Origin of the sequence: Roseateles saccharophilus (genome assembly GCF_031458095.1) — a bacterium.
Lineage (GTDB): Bacteria > Pseudomonadota > Gammaproteobacteria > Burkholderiales > Burkholderiaceae_C > Pelomonas > Pelomonas saccharophila_A.
The window spans coordinates 1,010,248-1,033,094 of the sequence record NZ_JAVDXU010000002.1; the positions used below are offsets into that span (position 1 = coordinate 1,010,248).

The following is a 22,847-nucleotide window of genomic DNA, read 5'->3' on the forward strand; positions in this document are numbered from 1 at the left end:
CACGCGAAAGCGATTTCAGGCTCCGGGTTGCGCCCTCGGGCTGAGCAAGGCCGCGACGCTGACGAGGGCCAAGGCCAGCAGCAGCACGGGCAGGACCTGGCGCGTGACGGGATCGAACAGCAGGCCGGCCAGGGCCAGGGCCGCGCTGCTGGTCAGTGCGTCGCAGAGCTGCAGGGACGAGGTATTGCTACCTTGCTGTTCTGGCGGCGACAGCTTGAGCAGCAGCACCGACAGGATGGGGAAGGACAGGCCTATGCCCAGGCCCACCCCGATCCAGCCCACCAGGACCAGGGCCGAAGGCAAGGCGAACAGCAGCGGCGCGATGACGACGGTCAAGGCCAAGGCCGTCAGCGTGAAGCCGGCCGGCAGCAGCAGGCGGCGCGCCTCGGGCTTGTGCACGCGGGCCTGCACGGCGCTGCCTAGGCTCCAGGTCACGGCGCCGGCGCTGAGCGCGATGCCGGCCTGGGTCAGGCTCCAGCCGAAATGCTGGGTCAGCATCAGCGGCAGAAAGGCCTCGGCGCTGGCGAAAGTGGCCGCGATGAGGCCGCGCAGCAGGATGACCGTCGGCAGGCCGCGGGCGGCCCTCATCGTGCCGGCCGGCAACAGCAGGCGGGCGGCAATGCCGGCGGCGGCGAGGCCGGCCGCGAACAGCAGGGCCGAGCTCGTGCCGGTCTGCTGGCTGGCGCTGTGCAAGGTCAGGGCGCCGATGCTGGCCAGCAGGGCCCAGCGCATGGCGCCCCAGCGCAGCTCCTCGCCCGTGCCCGAGCCGACGCGCCTGAGGGCGGGCAGCATCAAGGCCGCGGCCACGGGCACCGCCGCCGCGACGGCCAGGAAGACCGAACGCCAGCCAAACCATTGAACGAAGAAGGAGGCCAGGGCCGGGCCGACCAGTCCGGGCACGACCCAGGCGCCGGCGAACATCGCGAACAGCTTGGGGTGGAGATGCTGGGGCACGACCTGGCCGACGCCGACATAAAGCGTCACACCGAGAACGCCGCTGCCCAGGCCCTGCATGGCGCGGCCCAGCACCAGCACCGGCATGGAAGAGGCGAAGCCCGCCAGCAGCAGGCCGGCCAAGAAGGCGGCCAACCCCGCCAGGGCCGCGCGGTAGGGCCCGCGCTTGTCGCAGAGCTGGCCGGCGGCCGTCATGCCCAGCACCGAAGTCGCCAGCGTCGCACCAAACGCCAGGGCGTAATAGGGCAGGCCATTCAGCGCCTCGGCCACGGCCGGCATCGCGGTGGCAACGGCGATGGACTCGAAGGCCAGCATGGAGATCAGCGCCACGGCGCCTATGCAGGCGGCGCTGCGGCCCGGGGCAAAGAGTTTTTCGGACACGCCGGTGGGGGCGTCGACGGGATCAGCAAGATTCATGGCGGTGGAGACTAAAAGCTCAAGCCCACTTCAAGTCAAGACGGGCTGAAAAGGGCCGCGCGACAATCGGGACATGTCCCTTTCCGTGTTGCACTGTGCCTCAGCCGGCTTCGAGTCGGCCTGCCGCATTCCCGCCCTGCCCGCCTCGCACCGCAGCCATGGCCTGCATGGCCACAGCTATTTCGCCACCGTCCGCACGACCCTGCCGGCGGGCTGGGCGGCTTTCCCTGGCGGTGAGGTCGAGGCGCTGCGCTCGCGCATGGCAGAGACGGTCGCGCCTCTGGATCATGCCCTGCTGAACGACCACCTGGCCGAGCCCACCGACGAAAACCTGGCGCGCTGGCTGCGTTCACGCCTGGCCGTGCCCGGCATCGTGCAGGTGGGCGTGCAGAGCACCACCCATAGCGGCGTGGACCTGGACAACGTGGGCCACGCCCATGTGTGGCGGCGCTACCGCTTCCAGGCCGCTCATCAGCTGCCCAATGTGCCTGCCGGCCACCAGTGCGGCCGCATGCATGGCCATGGCTTCGAGGTGATCCTGCATGCCAATGCGGACCTCGGCGAGCGCGACCTGTCCATCGACTACGACCATCTCGACGAGGTCTGGGCGCCGCTGCATTTCGAGCTGAACTACCGCTGCCTGAATGACATCGCCGGTCTGCAGAACCCGACCAGCGAGAACATCTCGGCCTGGCTGTGGGACAGGCTGAAGCCCGAGCTGCCGGAGTTGAGCTGGGTGACGGTTTACGAGACCGGCTCCAGCGGCGCCAATTTCAACGGCCTGAACTACCGCATCTGGAAAGAGATGACGCTGGACAGCGCCGTTCGCATGAAGCAGGCGCCGTCAGGCCATCCGCTGGCCGGCATCCATGGCCATACCTTCACGCTGCGGCTGCACCTGGCCGCGCCGCTGGACCAGGTCATGGGCTGGACGGTGGACTTCGGCGATGTGAAGTCGCTGTTCAACCCCCTCTTCAAGCGCCTGGACCACCACCCGCTGTTCGAGATTGCCAACCTCCCCGACGGCGACGCCGCTTCCATCGCGGCCTGGGTGCTGCGCGAGGGCGGCGCGGTACTGCCGCAGATCGACCGCGTCGACCTCTACGAAACGCGCGGCTCGGGTGCCATCGTGAGCCGCGCCGACTCGGAAGAATTGATCCCCGTATGACCTACTCAGTCAAAGAGCTGTTCTTCACTTTGCAGGGCGAAGGCGCCCAGGCCGGCCGCGCGGCCGTGTTCTGCCGCTTTGCCGGCTGCAATCTCTGGACCGGTCGCGAGCAGGACCGCGCGACGGCGGTCTGCACCTTCTGCGACACGGATTTCGTCGGTACCGACGGTGTCGGCGGTGGCAAGTTTGCAACCGCGGATGACTTGGCTGACACCATTGCGAAGGCCTGGCCCGGCGGTGGAAAACCGTATGTCGTGTGCACCGGCGGCGAGCCGCTGCTGCAGCTGGACACGCCGCTCATCGACGCCCTGCACGCCCGCGGCTTCGAGGTGGCTGTCGAGACCAACGGCACCCAGCCCGCACCGCCGGGGCTGGACTGGATCTGCGTCAGCCCCAAGGCCGATGCGCCCCTGGTGCTGACCTCTGGCCATGAGCTCAAACTGGTCTACCCCCAGCCCCTGGCCCAGCCCGAGCGCTTCGCCGATCTGGACTTCCAGAACTTCTTCCTGCAGCCCATGGACTCGGTGCTGCAGCGCGAGCACACCAAGGCCGCGGTGAAGTACTGCATGGAACACCCGCAGTGGCGGCTGTCGGTACAGATGCACAAGGTGGTCGGCATTGCCTGAGCCTTTGCGGTTCGATCGCCTGCCGGTGACCGGTGCACTGGCGGCTCATGTCGAGTCCTGCTGGTTCATGCGCGGGGCCAGCGCCGCGGCCTTGCCGGAGGGCCATCGCATCCTGCCCGACGGCTGCATGGAAATCGTCTTCCAGCTCGGCGCGCCTTTCCTGGAGCTGGGTGGCGATGGCCGCTGGCACGAGCAGCCTGCGCGGCTGCTGGTGGGGCAGATGACCCGGCGCGTCGAGGTCAGGCCGGGCGGCGAGATCGATACCGTGGGCCTGCACTTTCACCCGGCGGGCGCCGCGGCCTTCGTCGAAGGCTCGATGAAACGCTTTCGGGACTGCATCGGCGATCTGGACGCGGCCCTGGGCGAGGATCTCGCGCCGCTGGCTGCGCGCTTGCGCCAGTCCCGCAGCAACGCCTCGCGCATGGCGCTGCTGATGGCCTGGCTGCAAGGCCGGCTTCGACCCGGCGATGCGCCGATGGCCGAGGCCAGCCGGCTTCTGCAACTGGCGGCCGGACAGCTGGACATTCCCAGCCTGGGCCTCGCGCTCGGCCTCGGCGAGCGGCAATTGCGGCGGCGTTTCGAGACCGCGGTGGGCCTGGCGCCCAAGCGCTTTGCGCGCCTGCTGCGCTTCCAGCGCGTGTTCGAGCAGCAGCGCGAATCCGACGCCACAGTCTGGGCCCAGGTGGCTCTCGAATGCGGCTATTTCGACCAGGCCCATTTCAACCGCGATTTCCGCGCCTTCAGTGGCCTGGCACCACGCCAGCTGCTGGCCGACGCCGATCCGCTGACCGCCTTCTTCCTGTCCGTTTCGTCCAAGACCGCCCGCGCCGCCTGACCTAGCCTGGGCACTCCATCCCACGGAGTGCCACCATGCTTGTTCGCCTCGCCCTCGCCACCCTCGCCGCTACCCTGACCACGGCCGTCTTCGCCGCCGGACCGGCCGACCTCGCTTTCATGCGCGGCAGCTGGGAAGGGCGCGACGGTCCACTCACTTTCGAAGAGCGCTGGACCGACGAGGCTGGCGGCCTGATGCTCGGCGTGTCACGCACCCTCAAGGGCAGCCGCGCCGTGGGTTTCGAGTTCCTGCGCGTGGAGTTCCGCAAGGACACGGTGGTCTATGTGGCCCAGCCCGGCGGCAAGCCCAAGACCGAGTTCCGGCTGACGGCCAGTGGCGCCAACAGCGCCACCTTCGAAAACCCGGCGCATGACCACCCCAAGCTGATCCGCTATCTGCTCAACGCCGAGGGCGAATTGGTGGCGGAGCTGGAAGGCGCGGAAAAGCCGCAACGCTTCGTCTTCAAGCCGGTGAGCCGTTGACTTCAGCCACGGCAGTAGCCTTCGCCCGTCTTGACGATGAGGCAGTCCTTCTTGTCGGCCAACCACTTCATGCCGGTCTCGGGACCGCTGCCGGCACGCACCGTCTCGATGACGCCATCGCGCGTGAAGACGAGGGTGTCGGTACCCGCCTTGGCTTCGAAGCTGCGCGGACCATCCAGGTTTTTGACCGTGACGCTGTAGGTGCCGGGCCCGCCGCTGATGTCCAGATACGTGCCTTCCGGCCCCTGCCATCGGCCCAGCCAGGGCGCGGCTGTCGAGGCGGCGGAGGCCGGCGCGGGTGCTCTCGCCGGTGCATCGGCAGGCTTGCCGCAAGCGCACAGCAGGGCTGCGCCGGAAATCAGCATCAGGAGGTTCAGGCGTCGCATGGCGGGGTGGCAGTGCTCTGGAGCAGCCCAGTCTGATCGCTCGCCGGACCCTGGCGTGTCGGAGGACTCCCCGTCCTGGCTTGCTCAGCAGCCGATCTCGACCGCCTGCAACACATGGCCATCGCGCGCATCCGTCGCGACGGCGATCCAGCGGCTGGCATGGCCGGCCTCGGCAGTGCTGACCGGCACCGTCCATGTCGCCTGACCCTGGCCGTCCCAGGCGGGCAGCCTCGCGTACACGCGCACGACGCTGTCATGCCAGAGCGTCTCGCCGCGGTTCTCGCCGGCACGCACATGGCTTTGATGGCCGTCCTCGACACGGGCCCACCACAGCTGGATGCGTGAGGGCGCACCGGCCAAGGCTTCGGCGCTGAGCTTGAGTTCGCCGCCGGCGCTGCGGTTCCAGGCCAGCCGCACGCGGGCCGGCTCGGTGCTCGCCGCGGGCAAGGAGGCGCTGCGCCAATCCCGTCCGTTGATGACGATCTGCGGCGTGTAGGCATAGCGTGAGCCGTTGATGCCGACGCCCTGCTTCTGCCGCTCCGTGAAGGCGGGGCTGGAGAAACGGTCCGGCCAGCCCAGGCCATTCCAGTAGTCCACATGGAAGGCTGCCGCGATGACGCCCGGCTGGCTCTTCAGCGAACTCAGCCAGCGATCCGCCGGCGGGCAGGAGGAACAGCCCTCCGACGTGTAGAGCTCGACGACGCGCGGCACCGTCGCGCCGCTCTGCACGGTCGTGGCGGGACAGGATTGGGCGGACACGGTGACAGGCAGGGCCAAGGCGACGAGGAGGAGGCAGAGCAGCTTCATGCCACTGAGTCGCGCGATCCAATTCAACCTGACATCTGCCAAAGAAAAAGGGAGCCCGCAGGCTCCCTTGCGTCGATCGGCTTGCGCTCGATCAGAAGCGATAGCCGATGCCGAACTTGACCGACACCGGATCCAGCGTCGTCTCGATGGTCTGGCCGGTGGACAGGCTGCCCGTCGTCTTGATGAAGGTCTTGGTGACCGACAGGCTGGCGGACCAGTCCTTGGTGATGTTGAAGGCACCACCGAGTTCCATGGTCGTGCCGAACCGGCTCTTCATGGACAGCGTCGTCGGGTTGCTGGGCGTGCCGCCGGTGATGCCGGACAGCGCCGCCGTTGCGCGCGGCTTGAAGAAGTAGCCATAGGTGACACCCGCGCCGACGAAGGGGCGGAAAGTGCTGTTGGCTTCGCCAAAGCGGTACTGCGCCAACAGCGTCATCGGCAGGGACTTGACGGTACCCAGCTTGCCCACGCCTTCGATGGCGCCGGCACCGACGACGTCGTGCTTGAACGGCAGCGCGATCGGCAGGTCGATGCTGATGTTGTCGGTCCAGTAGTAGGTCACGCCGCCGACGAAGGAAGAAGCCTTCTTCACATCGACCTTGGTCCCGGCCAGGCTGGGCGCGGTCAGGTCGCCGCTTTCGACATGGGGGTTGATCTGGGCGGCACCGCCGTAGACGACGATGCTGCCGGCCGATTGGGCGAAGGCGCCGCCGCTGGCGATGAGGGCGGCCGCGGCACCGAGGAGGAACTTGGTTTTCATGGGTTATCTCCGTGTGTCGAGGCGCGGTTTACAGCCAGCCCTTGGTGGCCAGGGACTTGGCGATCAGCTGCTGGGTCAGCTGGTGGCCATAGGGGGTGGGGTGGAAGCTGTCGGAGAAGGCATAGCTCTTCCACCAGTCGGCACCACCGCTGACACCGGCCGGCGGCGCGGCGGACAGGGCTGCGGCCGTGCAGGCTGGGAAGTTATAGGTGGGCAGGCCGTCGCCGCCGACACCGACGATGGGGCAGGCCGGCGTCTTGACGTTGGTGAGACCGAACTGGGCCGGCGTGGCGACCTGGTCCTGGAAGGCCTTGTAGAAGTCGACGACGATGACGTTGTCGTTGCCGGCGAACTTGGCGGCCAGCTCGGTATTGAAAGCCGTCATCCAGCCCTGGAACAGACCCTGCGCCTGCGCGCGCGCCGCGGCGCCGGTGGTGCCGCCGCCGCTGGCTGCGGCGATGCTGTCCAGCACCATCTGGAAGCGCGGCGTGTAGCTGACGTCGGGCATGTTCATCAGCACGACGTGGGTGGCGCCCTTGTCGAGCACGCTGGCCTTGATCTGGGCGGCGAACTTGTCGGCCAGGGCCGTCATATAGGTCGCGCCGATCTGGCCCGTCGTCGCCGCGCCGCCTTGCAGGGCCGCGCCGATCTGGGCTGGCGTCAGCAGCGTGCCGAGCAGCGCCGAATAGGCCTTGGCAGCGTCCTTGGGAATGGTCAGGTAGGCGCCGACCAGGTCGGCCGCGTCGTTACCGCCGCCATCGATGATGACAAGGTCGCTGGCCGTGTAGCTGCCGGCCGCAGCATAGGTGGCCATCTGCGTGCCGACGTTCAGCGGATTGGCCGCGCCGCCCGCACCGGTATAGGTGATGCGGCCGCCGCCGATGGAATAGTTGGTGCAACCCGTCTTGGCCGTGTTGGCCGCGAAGGTCGTGCCGGTGAAGACGAAGAAGTTGCACAGCGTCTGGCCGTAGTTGGCCGCGATGCGCTCGGCGTAGATCAGGTTGTCGGGGCTCTGGACGGTGAACTTGTAGCCGAAGGTGCCACTGTCCTGGATGCTGTCGCCGAAGACCTTGACCGAGGTGATGGAGACCTTGGGCGTGGTGTCGGCCGAAGCACCGCCACCGCCGCAGCCTGCCACCAGCAGGCTGCCCAACAGCGCCACCGAGGCGGCGGCGATCCGGGTGAGGAAGGGTTTCATCTTTTGTCTCCTAGGCGACACCGCAACATCGCAGTGCATTCAATTCGGGAGCGCAACTCTAGCGGCTGCTTTTTAGAACGGTCGTTCGTTTTTCCCCTCAGTGAGCGTAAAGAAACAACGCTGAAGGCTTGAGGAAGGCCGGCCCGATGGGCTCTGGGCAAGTCTGTGGATGGCGCCGGGACAACCGACCAGATATCCACAGGCCGGAGGCTTTCGGCCAAGTTGTTCCCAATCGCGACGCGACTCGTACCGGGTGCGGCGCACAGGCTTTTGGGACGGCCAAGCGCTTGTGGCCCAAGGACTTTTTGCCCTTGTCCACAGCGCAGGCGGCCCCCTACTACCACGACCACTTTGAAATCTTGAATACAGTTTGGAATACAAAGAACAGCTTTCCCATGGACATCTCCGCCCTCCAGCAGCGCTTGCGCCGCTTTGCCAACGAACGCGACTGGCAGCCCTACCAGACGCCCAAGAACCTCGCGATGGCCATGACGGTGGAAGCCGCCGAGCTGCTGGAGATCTTCCAGTGGCTGACCCCCGAGCAATCCCTGAGCCTCGACGAGGACCAGCGCCGCCATCTCGGCGAGGAGCTGTCGGACGTGCTGCTCTACCTGGTGCAGATCGCCGACCATGGCGGCGTCGAACTGGAAGCCGCCGTGGAGCGCAAGCTGGCCATGAATGCCATCAAGCATCCGCCCAAGCAGTCTTGAGGAAGTCCTGATGGAAACCATTGCCGTCGTCGACTTCGAAACGACGGGCCTCGGCCCCACCGGCGGTGGCCGCGCCACCGAGATCGCGGCCGTCCTCGTCCGCGGCGGCGTCGTCATCGATGCCTGGTCCAGCCTGATGAACAGCGGCGCCTGGGTGCCGCCCTACATCCAGGCCCTGACCGGCATCACGAACGAGATGCTGGCCGACGCACCGGATTCGACCAGCGTCATGCGCGAACTGGCCCGCTTCACGGCGGGCTGCCCACTGGTGGCCCATAACGCTTCCTTCGACCGGGGCTTCTGGCAGGCCGAGATGGAGCGCGCCGGCGTGGCGCCTGACCCGGCCCATCAATTCGCCTGCACCGTGCTGCTGTCGCGCCGGCTCTGGCCCGAGGCCAAGAGCCATGGGCTCGGAGCGATCACGCAGTTCCACGACATCCGCTTCGATGGCCGCGCCCACCGGGCCCTGGCCGATGCCCGCGTGACGGCGGAGTTGTTACTGAAGGTTCAGGACGAGGTCGCGCGGCGCTTCGCGATGGACCTTGGCGACATGGGCGTCGACCACGCCCTGATGCTGGATTTGCAGAGGACGCCGCTGCGTTGGCTCAGGCGTGGCCTGGTCGAGCATGTGAAGTCCAGACGAGCGGTAACCGTGGCTGCTTGAGCGTGGACTAGGCTGCACGCACGGTTGGTTCGTGACGTGGGGAGCTGTGAGGTCACAGCGTCCCTTGGGCGCCATGAGTTCACGTGCATGGAGCCCATAAAAAATTCTGTCAAGACCCCGGTTGTTGAATCGGGGCAAGGACAATCGCGCCCTTTCGTCCCGTGCTATTGCTCAAGTTTCCATGTCCGTGATCCAGGTTCGCCCCGCCACCCTGCGCGATGCCAAGGCCATCGCCGAGATCCACGTCGCTGCCAGCCAGGATGCCTACAAGGCCCTGCTGCCCGCCGCCGCGCTGGATGCGATGTCGGTGCAGAAGCGCCAGGCCTTCTGGCGTGAAGCCATCGACCTCTGCGAGCCGCAGGTCATCGTCGCTCACCTCGACAACAAGATCATGGGCTTCGCCGGCTTCGATCGCTCGCGCGACAAGGGCACGCCCGCCACGACCGGCGAGGTCTGGGCGATGTTTGCCGACCCGGTGCACTGGGACAAGGGCGTGGGCCTGGCGCTGTGGGATGCCACGCGCGACGGCCTGCAGGAAGAAGGCTGCACCAAGGCCACGCTGTGGTGCTATCTGCGCAATGAACGCGCCCTGCGCTTCTTCGAGCTGGCCGGCTTCAAGCGCGAACTCGGCAGCGCCCGCACGACGGAAGTCGGCGGCGCGCGTGTCGAAGAGATCCGCCTGCATCGTTCCCTCGTCTAAGACGACCGCGCCATGAAGAAAGCGCCCCGCGGGGCGCTTTTGTCTTGAGGAGCCAGACTCAGGCGGCGTAGCCACCGGAGGCCAGGGCCCAGCCGTCGGTGGCGTCGTCATGGCGCTGGATGTGCACGGGGCTGAGCTTCTTGGCGGCGGCGCGCTCGACCAGGTTCTCGGCCTGCTCGGCCGTCAGCTGCAGCGCGAAGCGGGCCCAGCGCTTTTGCACCAGAGGCAGGGCCCAGGCGTCTTCCAGGGCCCAGCGGATCTGGTGCGGCTCCTGCAACTCGGCGGCGGCCAGCACACGCGGGGCCAGGGCCAGCAGGAAGCGGTTGAAGTCCGTGCGCAGGGCGTCCGTCGGCAGCAGGGCCTCGAGGCGGCTCAGGCGGGCGCTCCAGCCCGGCGTGGCGAGCTGGCGGGTGACCAGGGCCTGCAGGGCCTGGACGGGGTTGAACAGACGCAGGCGATTCGGCGGCAGCACGCGCAGCGGGATCTGCGCGGCTTCTTCGTGGCTCAGTGGCGTGACGAAGCTGGCCAGCACGGTCAGGCGTTCCCACTCGGCCTCGGCCAGGCCGCCGATGCGGGTGATGGGGCCGGCGGCGCAACTGGCCGCCATGTCAGCCAGGGCGGCGTGGCCGCGCTGGCCCTTGGCCTGGTTGGCGCGGCGGCTCATGACGGCCAGGTTGCCGGCGGCATAGCCGGCGTCGTCGCGGACGCGGTCGATGCTGTAGCTCTCGTCGTCCAGCAGTTCGCGGGTGATGGGGCAGTGCGGGGTGTCGAGCTGGGCCAGGTGGTGGGGCGTCAGCTGGATGTCCTCGAAACTGCGGCCGCGGGCCCAGGCATGGGTGCGCAAGGACAGCCAGCGCTCGACCTGGGGGCTGGCCGGCGTGCGCACCGCACGGCCGCGGGCGGCCAGCCAGCCGCGCTGCAGCGGCGACTGCGGGTAGAGATGGGCGATGGGCGGCGTGACGCCATGCAGGGCGTAGTCACGGCCCAGGGCCAGGCCGGTGCGCTCGTGGGCGCTGATGGCGACGGGGGCGTCGCCCATGATGTCCAGGTCGAACTGGACCAGCGGGCTGCTCTGGAGGCGGGTGGCGATCTGGCTGTTGAGGACGGCTTGCATGTCGAACTCCGGTTGAGAGGCACGCCGTTGAATCGCGGGCCTTGCAAGCAGTCTGTGAGCCAGCTGGCTCATGAGATGATCCACCTGGAAAACACTGTAAATATTTTCAGGAATTCCCCTCGTGGACCGCACCGAACGCTTCTACAAGATCGAGCAGCTGATCCGCTCCAAAGGCTGCGTGTCCTTTGCGACCCTGATCGAGGCGCTGGAGGTGTCGCCCGCCACGCTCAAGCGTGACCTGGCGTACTTGCGCGAGCGCATGGATGCGCCCATAGAGTACGACGCCGGCGAGAACGGCTACCGCTTCGGCCAGCAGTGGCGTGGCGGCAAGCATGAGCTGCCCGGCGTCTGGTTCAACGAGGCCGAGCTGCACGCCCTGCTGACCATGCAGCAGATGCTGGCCGGCCTGGACGAGCAGGGCGTCGTCGGCCGCCATCTGCAGCCCATGTTCGACAAGATCACCGGCATGCTGGGCGTGGACGCGGCCGAAGCGGACGAACTCAGGCGGCGCGTCAAGCTCATCGGCACGGCGCGCCGGCGCGTGGCCAGCGACAGCTTCGAGACCGTCGGCAGTGCCGTCGTCAAGCGCCGGCGGCTGGCCATCCGCTACCGCAAGAAGCGTGACGGTGCGGGCAGCGAGCGCGAGGTTTCGCCGCAGCGCCTGGTCCACCACCGCCATGCCTGGTATCTGGACGCGTGGTGCCATGCCAGCGACGCCTACCGCCGCTTTGCGCTGGACGGCATCGAGGCGGCGACGCTGCTGGACGCCGCCGCCAAGCCCGTGCCCCTGAGCGAGCTGGAAGCCGAGCTGGACCAGGGCTATGGCATCTTTGCAGGGGGCACGCCGCGCGAGGCCGAACTGGTCTTCAGCGCCGGCACGGCGGCCTGGGTGTCGCGTGAGGAGTGGCACCCGGCCCAGCTAAGCGAATTCCTGCCCGATGGCCGCTGGCGGCTGCGCCTGCCCTATGTGGACGACACCGAGCTGCTGATGGACCTGCTGCGCCATGCCGGCCAGGTCGAGGTTGTCGCACCGGCAGCCCTGCGCGAGGCCTATGCGGCGAGGCTGAAGCAGGCTGTCGCGTCCTTGTAGGACAAGTCCGCTTCATTTGTGGTGGATCATGTTTCGCGCCCGTCAATCGCGTTAGGCTAGTCCCGTGTTTGATCCCCGACCGAGGAGCCAGCGATGAGTGACGCAACCCAGGCGAAGGAAAAATTGGCCTCTGATTTCCGCGCGGTGATGGATGACATCGATGCGTTGATGACGGCCACGACGAACAAGGCGGATGGCGAGGTCAAGGCCTTGCGCGCCCGCATCCAGGACCGGCTGTCCGGTGCCAAGGAGAAGCTGCTGGACGCCCAGCATGAAGCCATCCAGCGCGCCAAGGACGCCGCGACCGCAACCGACGACTATGTGCATGCCAACCCGTGGCAGGCCATTGGCGCAGCGGCGGCGGTGGGCTTGGCTCTCGGCGTGCTGATCGGCCGCCGTTGAGCTTCACTTGAGCGACGCCAAGGAACCCGTCTCCGCGCCGCTGCGGCGGCTCGGGGTCTCGCTGCTGACGCTTGGCCGCATCCGGCTCGAGCTGTTCGCCATCGAGGCCCAGGAGGAGAAGGAGCGCATCGCCAGCCTGCTGCTGTGGGCCGTGCTGGCCGCGCTGCTGGCGGGCTTTGGCCTGCTGATGCTGCTGGTGCTCTTCACCGTGGCGCTGTGGGATACCAACTATCGCCTGCTCGCCCTGGGTGGCGGCACAGTCGTGCTGGTGGCGGCCGCCGTGGTCGCAGTCTTGAAGGTCAAGGGACTGATCAACCAGCCGGCCAGCCTCTTCCAGTCCAGCATCGGCGAGTTGCGTGAGGATGCCGACGCGTTGTGGCGGCGGCCGGGGCCATGATCCCCAGGATCCCGACCGACCCGGTCCAGCGCGCCGAGCGCAAGGCCAATCTGCTGCTGGCTTCCGAGTTGATGCGCGGGCAGGCGGCCTTGTCCGTGGACGATGTCGGCCAGCGTGCCGACGGCTGGGTGCGACGCATCCTGTCCTGGCGCGATCTGCTGACCAACCCCGTCATCCTCGCGGCCGCCAGCGGCGGCGCGGCCTTGTTTGCCGGCGCCGGCGCGGACCGTCGCGGCAAGCTCTGGCGCGGCCTGCGCTGGGCCTGGCTGGCCTACAAGGTCTGGGGCCGCCGCAAGCGCTAGCTAGACCAGCGGGCTGTCCTTGCCTCGCGCGTGGGCGGGCGCGCTGTCCAGATCGTGCAGCCAGGGCATGGCCGAGCTCTTCCACACCTGCAGCGTGGGCTTCAACTCGGTCCGTTCGTTGACGCAGCCCAGGCGGATGTTCAGCGTCTTGGGCTCGTCCGCCTCGGTGGCGAACAGCTGGGTGCCGCAGTCGCCGCAGAAGCACTGCGCACGACGGTTGCCGCTGGCGGCGACCTTCACATAGCTCTTGGGCGAGCCCTGCAGTTCGACCTGGTCGACAGGAATGGGCACCACGGCCCGGAAAGGCCCGCCGGAAATGATCTGGCAATCGGCACAGTGGCAGGCAAAGACCCGGGCAGGGTCTGCCAGCGCCGTGAAACGCACAGCGCCGCAATGGCATTGGCCGGTGATCTTCATGGCATCTCCTCGATTCAGTTCTCTGCGGCGTCCAGGCGCTTCATGCGCTCGCTTTGCCAGTAGACGTCGTCGCCGCCCAGGCCGTCGAGATTGGCGCGATTGAGCACGCGGGCCAGCACGAAGAGCAGATCGGACAGGCGATTCAGATACTGGCGTGGGGCCGCACGCACGGTCTCGGCGGCAGCCACCTGGATGACGGCGCGCTCGGCGCGGCGGGCGATGGTGCGGCAGACATGGGCGATGGCCGCGCTGCGCGTGCCGGCCGGCAGGATGAATTCCTTGAGCCGCGGCAGATGCTCGTTGTAGTGCTCCAGCGCCTCGTCCAGGCGCAGCACGGCGGCTTCCTTCAGCAGCTCGCCACCGGGCCAGGACAGCTCGCCGCCGAGGTTGAAGAGTTCGTGCTGGATGGTGACGAGCAGGTCGCGGACGTCGTCCGGCAGGGGCTCGGCCAGCAGCAGGCCGAGGTTGGAGTTCAGCTCGTCGACGTCGCCCATGGCCTGCACGCGCAGATGGGTCTTGGGCACGCGGCTGCCGTCGGAGAGGCCGGTGCTGCCGTCGTCGCCGGTGCGGGTGGCGATCTGTGAAAGTCGGTTGCCCATGATGGCGGGTGCGGGTCAGTGGTCAGACCCGCATCCTGCCAGTCTTTGATCAGCGGTGCGTCGCCGGCATGCGGAAGGTGTTGACCAGGCCGGCCAGCTTCTCGGCCTGCTGCTGCAGGCTCATGCCAGCAGCGGCCGTCTCCTCCACCAGGGCGGCGTTCTGCTGGGTCAGCTGGTCCATGTGGGAGACGGCCTCGCTGATCTGGCCGATGCCGCTGCTCTGCTCGGTGGAGGCGCGGCTGATGCTGGTGACCAGTTCGGCCAGCGACCGGATGGCGGTCACGGTCTCGTGCATGGTGGAGCCCGCGCCCTGCACGAGGCGGGCGCCGGTCTCGACCTGGCCGACGCTCTCGGAAATCAACTGCTTGATCTGCTTGGCCGCTTCGGCGCTGCGCTGGGCCAGGGCCCGCACTTCGGCCGCGACGACGGCAAAGCCGCGGCCCTGCTCGCCCGCCCGCGCCGCCTCGACCGCCGCATTCAGGGCCAGGATATTGGTCTGGAAGGCGATGCCGTCGATGACGGCGATGATTTCCTCGATGCGCCGGCTGCTGGCCTCGATGGCGCTCATGGTGTTGACGACCTGATCGACGGCCTCGCCGCCCGAGATGGCGACGCTGCAGGCGCGCTGGGCCAGGCTGCTGGCGTCGCCGGCCTGGTCGGCATTGCTGCGTACGGTGGCCGTCAGCTCTTCCATGGAGCTGGCCGTCTCTTCCAGCGCCGAGGCCTGCTGCTCGGTGCGCTGCGACAGGTCATGGTTGCCCGAGGCCAGCTCCTGCGAGGCCTGGGCCACTTCGTCGGCGTTGTCGCGCACTTCGCCGATGACGCCACACAGGCTGTCGCGCATGGCCAGCAGGGCCGTGGTCAGCTGGCCGATCTCGTCGCGCGCGCTGACGACGACATGGCCGCTGAGGTCGCGCGCGGCGATCTGCTCGGCCAGGCCGGCCGCGTGCTTGAGCGGCCCCGTGATGCTGCGCGAGATGCCGCGCGCGAACAGGAAGACGACGCCCAGCATGAAACCCAGCAGGCCGAAGACGATCCAGCTGCTGGTGCGCAGGCTGGAGACGCGCGCGCCCAGCATCTCGTCCAGCGCATTCATCGCATCGTCGGCGACGACATACATGGCGTCGATGGTGCGGGTGTAACTGGTGATGTAGTCGGGCGCCGGATAGGCGATCTCCTCCTTGGCAATGAGTTCGTCGCGGGTCAGCTTCAGCGAGCCGCGCACCTGCTCGTCCAGGGCAGCGATCTTGCCGCTCAGCCGGCTCTTGAGGTCGGCGTTGACGGTAAAGCTCTTGCCGAAGGCCACGCCCATGCCGCGGTGCTGATCCTCGGCCTGCTGCACCAGGCCGGCCAGCAGGGTGCGGCCCTCGGGGCTGATCTTGCCCTCGGCCAGGAAGCCGGCGCCGCGGGCCCGCGCCTGGCCCAGGGCCTCGGTGGCCATGGGCAGGCGGGTCAGCGTCGCGCTGATGAGGAAATAGGTGTCGGCCTCGGGGTCGAGGATGAGGCCGGACTGGTCGACGAGCTGGTCCAGCAGCTTGAAATAGACGGCGATGAGCTGGGCATGCAGGGTGCTGCTCTCCGCCGCCTTCAGGGCCTTGGCTCCGACCTCGCCCGAGAGCTTGTCCCAGCGCGTGCGCGCGTCCTGCCAGGTCTGGCGCATCGCCTCGCTGACGCTGCCGCCGTCCTTCAGCATGGCGTCGACGCTGGCGACCTGCTTGGCCACCTCGGCGTTCTTGGCCGAGCGCGCCGCCTGCACCGAGTCATTGCCGCCCAGCAAGGCGGCCGACAGGCCGCGGTGCTGTTGGGTCAATTGGGTCAGGCGCACCAGCTGGCGGGCCGGGGCCATGCCGTCGAGCTCACCCTGGGCCGCCTGGGCAAGCTCGCGCGCCTGGCGCACCTGGAAGGCGGAAGGGATGCTGATGGCGATCAGCACCAGCAGCGTCAGCAGCATCAGCTTGCGGCTGATGGTGAGGCCGGTCAGGCTTGTCGTCGGGTTCATGGTGTTCTCCTCCTCGTTGGCAAGCCTCCCTGGTGTGGCGCCGGTTCAGTGTCGGCGGCCGCTGCGGTGAAAGGCCGGTTTGTGCACCGGTCCGTCGTGGGGCCGCAGGCCCGTGGCCGGCGTCATGCGCGGTGCGGGCGGTGCGTCGTGAGGCGGCGGCGGGCCCTTGAAGACTTCGCGCCAGCGCGCCACCAGCAGATCGAAGCGCACGGCACCGAAGGCGAGGAGGGCCACCACGACGATGAGCACGAGCAAGAGCATATTGGGGTCCATGCAGGTCTCCCAGGTTCGCTGTGTCCCCATGCTGGCACCACGGCGCCTTCACTGCAACACAATCCTTGCTCGACCCCCCGGAGTTGGCCATGAATGCGCGTGAATCCTTCGTCACCCCGCCCTTGCCGGCCGCCCTGCTGGATGCCCTGCGCGCCGAATTCGCCGAGCGTTGTGCGACCGCCCTGGCCGTGCGCGAGCAGCATGGCCGCGACGAATCCGTCTTCGACGTGCCGCCGCCCCAGGCCGTCGTCTTTGCCGACAGCGAGGCCGAGGTGGCCCGCGTCGTGGCCCTGTGCGCACAGCATCGTGTGCCTGTCATCCCCTATGGCGCCGGCTCCTCGCTGGAAGGCCATCTGCTGGCCGTGCAGGGCGGCATCAGCCTGGATGTGTCGCGCATGAACCGCATTCTGCGCGTCGACGCCGAGGACCTGACGGTGACCGTGCAGCCCGGCGTCACGCGCAAGGCGCTGAACGAGGCGCTCAAGCACGAAGGCCTGTTCTTTCCCATCGACCCTGGAGCGGACGCGTCCCTGGGTGGCATGGCCGCGACGCGGGCCAGCGGCACGAACGCCGTGCGCTACGGCACCATGCGCGAGAACGTGCTGGGCCTGCGCTTCGTTTCGGCCAGCGGCGAGGTCGTGCGCAGCGGCTCACGCGCCAAGAAGAGCAGCGCCGGTTACGACTTGACCCGCCTGGTCATCGGCAGCGAAGGCACGCTGGGTGTCATCACCGAGCTGACGGTCAAGGTGCATCCCCTGCCCGAGGCTGTGTCGGCAGCGGTCTGCTTCTTCCCCAGCATCGACGCCGCGGTGCGCACCGCCATGCAGATCATCCAGATCGGCGTGCCGATTGCCCGCTGCGAGTTGCTGGACGCCAATGCCATCAAGGCCGTCAATGCGCATGACAAGCTGGGGCTCAAGGAAGCGCCCATGCTGCTGATGGAATTCCACGGCAGCGAGGCTGGCGTGGCCGAGCAGGCGGCGGTGGTTCAAGAGGTGGCCGCCGACCATGGCGGCGAGGCCTTCGAGTGGGCCACGACGCCCGAGGCCCGCTCGCGGCTGTGGACGGCACGCCATCACGCCTATCTGTCCGGCCTGCAGATGCGCCCGGGCTGCCGGGCGGTGACGACGGACACCTGCGTGCCCATCTCGCGCCTGGCCGAGAACATCAACGCCTCCATCGCCGAGGTCGAGGCCGCCGGCCTGCCCTATTTCATCGTCGGCCATGTCGGCGATGGCAACTTCCACATGGCCTATCTGCTGGACCCGGTCGATCCGCAGGAACTGGCGACGGCCGAGCGCCTGAGCGCACAGATGGTGGCGCGGGCGATTGCGCTGGAGGGCACCTGCACGGGCGAGCATGGCATCGGCCTGCACAAGCAGGGCTTTTTGCTCGACGAGACGGGCGAGGAGGCAGTGGCCTTGATGCGGGCGGTGAAGCAGGCGCTGGATCCGCTGGGGATCCTGAACCCCGGCAAGATCTTTGCGGCGTGATGTTGGCCATGATCATGCTTCGCATCCGGCATTTCATCGTCTCGGCCCTGACCGCATTTGCCCTCCACCCAGCGATGGGGGCTTCGGTTCAGGAGCAGGCAGCCATGGCAGCGACCCAGGCTGCCTGTGACGCGTTTCGGCTGCGTGACCTTGCGGCGCTGGAGCGCCTGCTCGCGCCGGAGTTCACCCTCATCAGCACGACCGCCGAAGTTCAAAGCCGGGCGCAGGCCTTGCAGGAAGTGCGCGATGGCGACCCGCAATACGAGCGCTTCGAGAACCACAGCATGACTGCGCGCGTGTATGGCGACACCGCGGTCGTCCAGGGCATCACGTCGTTGAAGGGAAGATCCGGTGGAAGGCCCTTCGCCTTGGATGTGCGCTTCACGGACACGCTGGTTCGTACCGACGGCCGTTGGACCATCGTGGTCAGCCATGTCACCCGTCTCCCTCCCCAGGTGTCCACAAACTGAACGAGGCCGAGTCGAAGCGGGCCTCCTAAACTGCCCCGATGGACACCCTCGCCGCCCCTCCCGTTGGCGCGCTGCGCCAGTTCGACGACTTACCCGGCCCGCGTGGCGTGCCGGTGTTTGGCAATCTGCTGCAGATCGACTCGACGCGGGTGCACCAGCAGGTCGAGGCCTGGTGCGAGGAGTTCGGGCCGGTCTTCAAGCTGCGCCTGGGCAAGCGGCGCATCGTTGTCGTCGGCGACCATGAGCTGATCAGCACCGCCCTGCGCGACCGGCCCGATGGCTTCAGGCGCACGCAAAGGCTGGAGGACGTGGGCCGCGAGATGGGGCTGAACGCGGGCCTGTTCGGCGCCAATGGCGAGGTCTGGAAGCGCCAGCGCCGCATGGTCATGGCCGGTTTCGACCCGGTGCATGTGAAGCGCTACTACCCCTTCCTGCTGCGCGTGGCCGAGCGCCTCGTCGGCCGCTGGCAGGCCGCCGCGCGCGAGGGCAAGACCATCGTGTTGCAGGCCGACCTGATGCGCTTCACGGTGGACGCCGTCGCCGGCCTGGCCTTTGGCGAGGACGTCAACACGCTGCAGTCCGACGAGGACGTCATCCAGCAGCATCTGAACCGCATCTTCCCCATGCTGTTCAAGCGCATCTTTGCGCCGCTGCCGCTGTGGCGCTGGTGGCCCTCGGCCGCGGACAAGGCGCTGACCCACAGCGTGGCCGAGGTCAATGTCGCCGTGCAGGGCTTTATCGCCAAGGCGAGGGCGCGCATGGCGGCCAACCCGGCCCTGCGCGAGGAACCGGGCAATCTGCTCGAAGCCATGCTGGTGGCCGCCGACGAGCCCGGCAGCGGCATCGACGACGAACAGGTGGCCGGCAATGTGCTGACCCTGCTGCTGGCCGGCGAGGACACGACGGCCAACACCCTGGCCTGGATGATCTGGCTGCTGTTCCAGCACCCCGAGGCCCTGGCCCGGGCGCGGGCCGAGGTGGACCGCGTGCTGGGCGACGCCACCTTGCCCGATCTGGAACAGCTGGGGGCGCTGGACTTCATCGAGGCCTGTGCCCACGAGACCATGCGGCTGCGGCCCGTCGCACCCATCAACACCATGCAGGCCATGCGCGACACGCGTGTCGGCGATGTGCAGGTGCCCGCGGGCATGATCGTCATGGCCGTCATGCGGCGCGACGCCACCAGCGAGAGCCACCTGCCCCAGGCCGCGGCCTTCGACCCCGAGCGCTGGCTGCAGGACGCCAGGCAGGCGGGGGCGGCCAAGCGCCTGTCCATGCCCTTTGGCGCCGGCCCGCGCATCTGCCCGGGGCGTTATCTGGCGCTGATGGAGATCAAGCTGGCCATGGCCACGCTGCTGCGCCACTTCGACCTGGCCGCGGTCGACACCCCCGACGGCCAGGCGCCGCGCGAGCATCTGCAGCTGGCCATGGGGCCGGTGGGGCTGACGATGAGGCTGGCGCCTCGGGATCAGAACCTGTAGCTGCCGCCCAGGCCCACGTGGTTGCCCTGGACCGTCGTGCCGCCCACCTTGTAGTCCTCGCGCACCACGCGCAGCAGGCCGCTCCAGTGCGGGCTGAACAAGTATTCGCCCTGCAGGATCAGGCCGGCCTTGCTCTCGAAGCTGTCCGAGCCGAGGTAGGAGGCCTTGCCCGACGTGGCGATCTTGGCGCCGGTGGCCTTGCGCACGCCCAAGCCCAGGCGCAGCGGGCCTTCGGGCTTGAAGAAGCCGATCAGCTCGATGGGCCAGCGCGAGAAGCGCACGGAGCCGTCGCGGGCGTGGGTGTCGTCGACGTGGTAGCCGATATTGGCCTGGAAGGCGAACGGCCCGGATTCGTACTCGGCGCCGCCGAACAGATGCACGAGGCCGCCGCTGCGGATGTTCTGGGTGTGACCGTCCTGGTACTCGACCTTGACCAGGGTCTTGCCGCCACCGGTGACGCTGGCGCCGAGCACGGGGTGCAGGCCGTCGGCATGGCTGGCGGTGGACAGGGCGGTGGCCGCGATGGCGGCGGCGATGAGGTGCTTCTTCATGGGAACTTTCTTGTTGGTCGAATGGGCCGTGCGATCACGGCGGCCGCGAATGTAGGGGGAGCGCGAGCCGCTCCCGGGACAGCGACGTGCGCAGGCAACGCCAAGGTGAATATTTGGTCCCGCGGCCATGAAAAACGCCGCCCGCAGGCGGCGTTCGTGAGCGGGCCGGTGACGCTTAGAACAGCGCCTTGAACTGCACGCCGTAGGTGCGCGGGTCGTTGATGAAGCCCGTCAGGTTGTTGAAGTCGATGGCACCGGTGACGCGGACCTGGTTGGTGATGTTGCGCACGAAGCCGGCGACCTCGTACTTGCCATTGCCCCAGAGATAGCCCGCGCGCAGGCCGCCTTCGGTCAGGCTCTTGCCGGTGAACTCGGTGGCCTCGTAGAGGAAGAAGTTGACCTTGGAGCGGTAGGCCCAGTCGGTGTAGACATAGACCTCGTCGCCACTGGCCAGCGGGATGCTCCAGCGCGCGGTCAGGTTGTAGGTCCACTTGGGCGCATTGGGCAGGGCGTTGCCGTCGATCATGGCGTTGCCGTTGACCACCGGATCCAGCACCGTCGGGAAGGCACCGCCCACCTTCAGCGAGCCGCCCGGCGGCACGCCCAGGCCCGCATCCTTGAGCTTGGTGTTGTTCAGCGAGCCGCCGAATGTGACCAGCAGGTCCGGCGTGATCAGCGCCTCCAGGTTCAGCTCGGCGCCGTTGCCGGTGGCCTTCTTGGCATTGAGCAGGCGCGTGGCGTTGACGCTGCCGCCCACGGCCGTCAGCTGCAGGTCCTTGACGGTGTAGCTGAACAGCGAGCCCGACAGGCGCAGGGTGCGCTTGAGCAGCTCGCTCTTGAAGCCGACTTCGTAGCTGTTGATGCTTTCCGGGCCGGCCTGGGACTGCGGGCCGAAGGCCGAGGCGTTCTGGATGGACGAGGCGCGGAAGCCGTTGGCGTAGCGGGCGTAGAGGTTGGTGTCGGCGTCGAGCTTGTAGCTCAGCGACAGGTCGCCGCTCCACTTGCCGTCGTTGGTGGCGGCCGTCGTGCCATTGGACGCGTTGACGGTGCCGGTGGTGGCGAGGTTCTTCTTGTCGTGGGTGTAGCGCAGGCCACCGCGCAGCTGCAGCGCATTCGTCAGGTTGTAGTTGACGGAGCCGAAGGCGGCATAGGCCTTGTTGCTCTGGCTGGTCAGGATCTCGCTGCGCACGGCGTGCGTGGCGGGGTCGTAGTCGAGGTTGTCGATGACGTAGCGCTCATCGAACAGATAGACGCCGGCCTGCCAGCGCAGCGGGCCGGCGGCGTTGGACTCGACGCGCACTTCCTGCGTCAGCTGGCGGTGGCCGTCCATGCGGCTGGCCGTCTCGCTCTGGAAGGGGATGAAGCCCGGGCCGGCGGGCGTGGCGCCGTTGGCGGCGTGGCCGCCGTCGATGTCGCCGCGCGAGAAGGGCTTGACCTTCTCGTAGCCGCTGATCGAGTAGATGTTGATCTCGGGCAGCGACCACTTCAGGCGCAGGCTGCCGCCGGTCTGCTTCAGGGTCTGCTCATTGACGCCGCCGATCTCCATCTTCTCGGGATCGAAGCCGTCGACAAGGTCATTCGTGCCGCGCTTGATGATGTTGGCGCGGAACAGACGCGGGCTGCCGTCGAGATCGCGCACATGGATGTTGGCCAGGGCGCTGAACTGCTTGTGCGGCTCGAACAGCACTTGGGCGCGCAGGGCGTTGTCGGTGTAGCCCTCGGTCTTGGGCGTGGGCTGGTTGGCCAGGGTGTTCTTGGCCCAGTCGCTGCGGCGCTGGCTCTGCGCGGAGATGCGGGCAGCCCAGTCGCCGGACAGCGGCAGGTTGGCCGCGCCTTCGAGGTTGAGGGTGCCGTAGTTGCCGACGGTGGCGCTGACGTAGCCGTCCTGCTTCTGGCTGGGCTTGACCGAGTCGAACTTGACGACGCCGGCCGGCGTGTTGCGGCCGAACAGCGTGCCCTGCGGGCCGGCGGCCACTTCGATGGCGGCCGTGTCGAAGATGGGGAAGCCCTTCAGGATGGGGTTCTCCTGGATCACGTCGTCGACGATGACGCTGACAGGCTGGGAGGCGTTGAGGCGGAAGTCGGTGTTGCCGTAGCCGCGGATGTAGAAGCGCGGGAAGGCGCGGCCGAAGCTGGACTCGATGTTCAGGCTGGGCACGCGGCCCGACAGGAAGCGCACGTCCTGGCCGCCGGAGGCCAGCACGTCGAGCTTGTCGCCGCTGATCTTGGAGACGGCATTGGGCACGTCCTTGATGTTCTCGGCGCGGCGCTCGGCTGTGATGACGACGGTTTCGAGCTGGCTGCGGTCCTTGGGGGCTTCCTGGGCCAGGGCGGGCAGGGCGGTGCCCAGGGCAAGGGCCAGCAGGCTGAGGCGGGGGGCGTACATCGGGCAACAACTCCAAAAAAGGCGGCCCGAAAGCGGGGCCGGCGGCGATTGTGCGGATGCAGCAAGAAACTGGCTGGCGTCATGGCGACGTTGTTGCGCAAGTCTGACGGAGTAGTCAGTTTGCGGACGGGCCAGGCTGGTGCCGTTGCACCGAGGCAGTGCCGGC

General features: G+C 68.0%; 26 protein-coding genes. 14 read left to right on the top strand and 12 right to left on the bottom strand.

What is annotated here, in order from left to right; translation table 11 throughout:
• Positions 1-15: 15 nt before the first annotated feature.
• Positions 16-1,371, bottom strand: a complete 1,356-nt coding sequence (locus tag J2X20_RS17345; RefSeq protein WP_310267115.1) for an MFS transporter — start codon at positions 1,369-1,371, stop codon at positions 16-18.
• Between the two features lie 73 nt (positions 1,372-1,444).
• On the opposite strand from J2X20_RS17345, the gene J2X20_RS17350 reads away from it, so the two are divergent.
• From J2X20_RS17350 to J2X20_RS17365, 4 genes are read left to right on the top strand one after another with little or no spacing between them, the layout of a single operon-like run.
• Complete coding sequence (locus J2X20_RS17350) at positions 1,445-2,539, top strand: 6-carboxytetrahydropterin synthase (protein WP_310267116.1); 1,095 nt, start codon at positions 1,445-1,447, stop codon at positions 2,537-2,539.
• The gene (queE, locus tag J2X20_RS17355; RefSeq protein WP_310267117.1) at positions 2,536-3,165 is read left to right on the top strand and encodes a 7-carboxy-7-deazaguanine synthase; all 630 of its coding nucleotides are present in this window, start codon (positions 2,536-2,538) and stop codon (positions 3,163-3,165) included. The genes J2X20_RS17350 and queE overlap by 4 nt, the downstream gene beginning before the upstream one ends.
• The gene (locus J2X20_RS17360; RefSeq protein WP_310267118.1) at positions 3,158-4,000 is read left to right on the top strand and encodes a DUF6597 domain-containing transcriptional factor; all 843 of its coding nucleotides are present in this window, start codon (positions 3,158-3,160) and stop codon (positions 3,998-4,000) included. Before queE ends, J2X20_RS17360 begins: the two co-directional genes overlap by 8 nt.
• A gap of 35 nt (positions 4,001-4,035) precedes the next feature.
• Positions 4,036-4,482, top strand: a complete 447-nt coding sequence (locus J2X20_RS17365) for a DUF6265 family protein (RefSeq protein ID WP_310267119.1) — start codon at positions 4,036-4,038, stop codon at positions 4,480-4,482.
• Between the two features lie 2 nt (positions 4,483-4,484).
• Here J2X20_RS17365 and J2X20_RS17370 read toward each other — a convergent pair whose 3' ends face one another.
• The 4 genes from J2X20_RS17370 to J2X20_RS17385 all read right to left on the bottom strand — a co-directional run bounded on the left by J2X20_RS17370 (position 4,485) and on the right by J2X20_RS17385 (position 7,633).
• A complete protein-coding gene (locus J2X20_RS17370; RefSeq protein ID WP_310267120.1) occupies positions 4,485-4,868 on the bottom strand; it encodes a hypothetical protein in 384 nt (127 codons plus the stop codon).
• 84 nt (positions 4,869-4,952) lie between these two features.
• Positions 4,953-5,675 (bottom strand): DUF1223 domain-containing protein, encoded by a 723-nt coding sequence (locus tag J2X20_RS17375; protein WP_310267121.1) that lies wholly within the window; start codon positions 5,673-5,675, stop codon positions 4,953-4,955.
• A gap of 91 nt (positions 5,676-5,766) precedes the next feature.
• Positions 5,767-6,435 carry an OmpW/AlkL family protein gene (locus J2X20_RS17380; protein ID WP_310267122.1) on the bottom strand — a complete coding sequence of 223 codons (669 nt, stop codon included), beginning with the start codon at positions 6,433-6,435 and terminating at the stop codon, positions 5,767-5,769.
• 28 nt (positions 6,436-6,463) lie between these two features.
• Positions 6,464-7,633, bottom strand: a complete 1,170-nt coding sequence (locus tag J2X20_RS17385) for an SGNH/GDSL hydrolase family protein (RefSeq protein ID WP_310267124.1) — start codon at positions 7,631-7,633, stop codon at positions 6,464-6,466.
• A 395-nt stretch (positions 7,634-8,028) separates the two neighbouring features.
• On the opposite strand from J2X20_RS17385, the gene J2X20_RS17390 reads away from it, so the two are divergent.
• From J2X20_RS17390 to J2X20_RS17400, 3 genes are all read left to right on the top strand, one after another.
• Positions 8,029-8,343, top strand: a complete 315-nt coding sequence (locus J2X20_RS17390; RefSeq protein ID WP_310267125.1) for a nucleotide pyrophosphohydrolase — start codon at positions 8,029-8,031, stop codon at positions 8,341-8,343.
• Between the two features lie 10 nt (positions 8,344-8,353).
• Entirely contained in the window at positions 8,354-9,007 is a 654-nt protein-coding gene (locus J2X20_RS17395) for a 3'-5' exonuclease (protein WP_310267126.1), read from the top strand.
• 181 nt (positions 9,008-9,188) lie between these two features.
• Positions 9,189-9,707, top strand: a complete 519-nt coding sequence (locus J2X20_RS17400) for a GNAT family N-acetyltransferase (RefSeq protein WP_056875792.1) — start codon at positions 9,189-9,191, stop codon at positions 9,705-9,707.
• 58 nt (positions 9,708-9,765) lie between these two features.
• Here the strand turns inward: J2X20_RS17400 and J2X20_RS17405 are convergent, their stop codons facing one another.
• Complete coding sequence (locus tag J2X20_RS17405; protein WP_310267130.1) at positions 9,766-10,821, bottom strand: hypothetical protein; 1,056 nt, start codon at positions 10,819-10,821, stop codon at positions 9,766-9,768.
• Positions 10,822-10,942: 121 nt separating this feature from the next.
• On the opposite strand from J2X20_RS17405, the gene J2X20_RS17410 reads away from it, so the two are divergent.
• The 4 genes from J2X20_RS17410 to J2X20_RS17425 all read left to right on the top strand — a co-directional run bounded on the left by J2X20_RS17410 (position 10,943) and on the right by J2X20_RS17425 (position 13,012).
• Positions 10,943-11,911 (top strand): helix-turn-helix transcriptional regulator, encoded by a 969-nt coding sequence (locus J2X20_RS17410; protein WP_310267132.1) that lies wholly within the window; start codon positions 10,943-10,945, stop codon positions 11,909-11,911.
• A gap of 93 nt (positions 11,912-12,004) precedes the next feature.
• On the top strand, positions 12,005-12,313 hold the full coding sequence (locus J2X20_RS17415) for an ElaB/YgaM/YqjD family protein (RefSeq protein ID WP_310267133.1): 309 nt from the start codon (positions 12,005-12,007) through the stop codon (positions 12,311-12,313).
• 7 nt (positions 12,314-12,320) lie between these two features.
• A complete protein-coding gene (locus J2X20_RS17420) occupies positions 12,321-12,710 on the top strand; it encodes a phage holin family protein (protein ID WP_310267135.1) in 390 nt (129 codons plus the stop codon).
• Positions 12,707-13,012, top strand: coding sequence for a hypothetical protein (locus tag J2X20_RS17425; RefSeq protein WP_310267137.1), 306 nt, complete (start codon positions 12,707-12,709; stop codon positions 13,010-13,012). Before J2X20_RS17420 ends, J2X20_RS17425 begins: the two co-directional genes overlap by 4 nt.
• Here J2X20_RS17425 and J2X20_RS17430 read toward each other — a convergent pair whose 3' ends face one another.
• The 4 genes from J2X20_RS17430 to J2X20_RS17445 are packed head-to-tail and all read right to left on the bottom strand — an operon-like array spanning position 13,013 to position 16,300.
• The gene (locus J2X20_RS17430; protein ID WP_310267139.1) at positions 13,013-13,429 is read right to left on the bottom strand and encodes a GFA family protein; all 417 of its coding nucleotides are present in this window, start codon (positions 13,427-13,429) and stop codon (positions 13,013-13,015) included.
• 14 nt (positions 13,430-13,443) lie between these two features.
• Complete coding sequence (locus J2X20_RS17435; protein ID WP_310267141.1) at positions 13,444-14,028, bottom strand: cob(I)yrinic acid a,c-diamide adenosyltransferase; 585 nt, start codon at positions 14,026-14,028, stop codon at positions 13,444-13,446.
• Between the two features lie 49 nt (positions 14,029-14,077).
• A complete protein-coding gene (locus J2X20_RS17440) occupies positions 14,078-16,027 on the bottom strand; it encodes a methyl-accepting chemotaxis protein (RefSeq protein ID WP_310267143.1) in 1,950 nt (649 codons plus the stop codon).
• A 45-nt stretch (positions 16,028-16,072) separates the two neighbouring features.
• A complete protein-coding gene (locus J2X20_RS17445) occupies positions 16,073-16,300 on the bottom strand; it encodes a hypothetical protein (protein ID WP_310267145.1) in 228 nt (75 codons plus the stop codon).
• Between the two features lie 89 nt (positions 16,301-16,389).
• Here J2X20_RS17445 and J2X20_RS17450 point away from each other — a divergent pair, with 89 nt between their 5' ends.
• Genes J2X20_RS17450 through J2X20_RS17460 form a run of 3 tightly spaced genes read left to right on the top strand, consistent with a single transcriptional unit; the run spans position 16,390 to position 19,744 of the window.
• Positions 16,390-17,793 (top strand): FAD-binding oxidoreductase, encoded by a 1,404-nt coding sequence (locus J2X20_RS17450; RefSeq protein WP_310267147.1) that lies wholly within the window; start codon positions 16,390-16,392, stop codon positions 17,791-17,793.
• An 8-nt stretch (positions 17,794-17,801) separates the two neighbouring features.
• Complete coding sequence (locus tag J2X20_RS17455; protein WP_310267149.1) at positions 17,802-18,263, top strand: nuclear transport factor 2 family protein; 462 nt, start codon at positions 17,802-17,804, stop codon at positions 18,261-18,263.
• Between the two features lie 38 nt (positions 18,264-18,301).
• A complete protein-coding gene (locus J2X20_RS17460; protein ID WP_310267151.1) occupies positions 18,302-19,744 on the top strand; it encodes a cytochrome P450 in 1,443 nt (480 codons plus the stop codon).
• On the opposite strand, the gene J2X20_RS17465 is transcribed toward J2X20_RS17460, so the two are convergent.
• Positions 19,732-20,295 (bottom strand): outer membrane beta-barrel protein, encoded by a 564-nt coding sequence (locus J2X20_RS17465; protein WP_310267153.1) that lies wholly within the window; start codon positions 20,293-20,295, stop codon positions 19,732-19,734. The two genes, J2X20_RS17460 and J2X20_RS17465, sit on opposite strands and share 13 nt — an antisense overlap.
• A 175-nt stretch (positions 20,296-20,470) precedes the next feature.
• Positions 20,471-22,681 (bottom strand): TonB-dependent receptor, encoded by a 2,211-nt coding sequence (locus tag J2X20_RS17470; RefSeq protein ID WP_310267156.1) that lies wholly within the window; start codon positions 22,679-22,681, stop codon positions 20,471-20,473.
• Between the last annotated feature and the right edge of the window lie 166 nt (positions 22,682-22,847).

What these genes read in the sequence shown, in the direction of transcription:
- J2X20_RS17345 (WP_310267115.1), bottom strand. Translation starts at nt 1,371, where the DNA reads ATGAATCTTGCTGATCCCGTCGACGCCCCCACCGGCGTGTCCGAAAAA.
- J2X20_RS17350 (WP_310267116.1), top strand. Translation starts at nt 1,445, where the DNA reads ATGTCCCTTTCCGTGTTGCACTGTGCCTCAGCCGGCTTCGAGTCGGCC.
- queE (WP_310267117.1), top strand. Translation starts at nt 2,536, where the DNA reads ATGACCTACTCAGTCAAAGAGCTGTTCTTCACTTTGCAGGGCGAAGGC.
- J2X20_RS17365 (WP_310267119.1), top strand. Translation starts at nt 4,036, where the DNA reads ATGCTTGTTCGCCTCGCCCTCGCCACCCTCGCCGCTACCCTGACCACG.
- J2X20_RS17370 (WP_310267120.1), bottom strand. Translation starts at nt 4,868, where the DNA reads ATGCGACGCCTGAACCTCCTGATGCTGATTTCCGGCGCAGCCCTGCTG.
- J2X20_RS17375 (WP_310267121.1), bottom strand. Translation starts at nt 5,675, where the DNA reads ATGAAGCTGCTCTGCCTCCTCCTCGTCGCCTTGGCCCTGCCTGTCACC.
- J2X20_RS17380 (WP_310267122.1), bottom strand. Translation starts at nt 6,435, where the DNA reads ATGAAAACCAAGTTCCTCCTCGGTGCCGCGGCCGCCCTCATCGCCAGC.
- J2X20_RS17385 (WP_310267124.1), bottom strand. Translation starts at nt 7,633, where the DNA reads ATGAAACCCTTCCTCACCCGGATCGCCGCCGCCTCGGTGGCGCTGTTG.
- J2X20_RS17390 (WP_310267125.1), top strand. Translation starts at nt 8,029, where the DNA reads ATGGACATCTCCGCCCTCCAGCAGCGCTTGCGCCGCTTTGCCAACGAA.
- J2X20_RS17395 (WP_310267126.1), top strand. Translation starts at nt 8,354, where the DNA reads ATGGAAACCATTGCCGTCGTCGACTTCGAAACGACGGGCCTCGGCCCC.
- J2X20_RS17400 (WP_056875792.1), top strand. Translation starts at nt 9,189, where the DNA reads ATGTCCGTGATCCAGGTTCGCCCCGCCACCCTGCGCGATGCCAAGGCC.
- J2X20_RS17405 (WP_310267130.1), bottom strand. Translation starts at nt 10,821, where the DNA reads ATGCAAGCCGTCCTCAACAGCCAGATCGCCACCCGCCTCCAGAGCAGC.
- J2X20_RS17415 (WP_310267133.1), top strand. Translation starts at nt 12,005, where the DNA reads ATGAGTGACGCAACCCAGGCGAAGGAAAAATTGGCCTCTGATTTCCGC.
- J2X20_RS17425 (WP_310267137.1), top strand. Translation starts at nt 12,707, where the DNA reads ATGATCCCCAGGATCCCGACCGACCCGGTCCAGCGCGCCGAGCGCAAG.
- J2X20_RS17430 (WP_310267139.1), bottom strand. Translation starts at nt 13,429, where the DNA reads ATGAAGATCACCGGCCAATGCCATTGCGGCGCTGTGCGTTTCACGGCG.
- J2X20_RS17435 (WP_310267141.1), bottom strand. Translation starts at nt 14,028, where the DNA reads ATGGGCAACCGACTTTCACAGATCGCCACCCGCACCGGCGACGACGGC.
- J2X20_RS17440 (WP_310267143.1), bottom strand. Translation starts at nt 16,027, where the DNA reads ATGAACCCGACGACAAGCCTGACCGGCCTCACCATCAGCCGCAAGCTG.
- J2X20_RS17445 (WP_310267145.1), bottom strand. Translation starts at nt 16,300, where the DNA reads ATGGACCCCAATATGCTCTTGCTCGTGCTCATCGTCGTGGTGGCCCTC.
- J2X20_RS17450 (WP_310267147.1), top strand. Translation starts at nt 16,390, where the DNA reads ATGAATGCGCGTGAATCCTTCGTCACCCCGCCCTTGCCGGCCGCCCTG.
- J2X20_RS17455 (WP_310267149.1), top strand. Translation starts at nt 17,802, where the DNA reads ATGATCATGCTTCGCATCCGGCATTTCATCGTCTCGGCCCTGACCGCA.
- J2X20_RS17460 (WP_310267151.1), top strand. Translation starts at nt 18,302, where the DNA reads ATGGACACCCTCGCCGCCCCTCCCGTTGGCGCGCTGCGCCAGTTCGAC.
- J2X20_RS17465 (WP_310267153.1), bottom strand. Translation starts at nt 20,295, where the DNA reads ATGAAGAAGCACCTCATCGCCGCCGCCATCGCGGCCACCGCCCTGTCC.
- J2X20_RS17470 (WP_310267156.1), bottom strand. Translation starts at nt 22,681, where the DNA reads ATGTACGCCCCCCGCCTCAGCCTGCTGGCCCTTGCCCTGGGCACCGCC.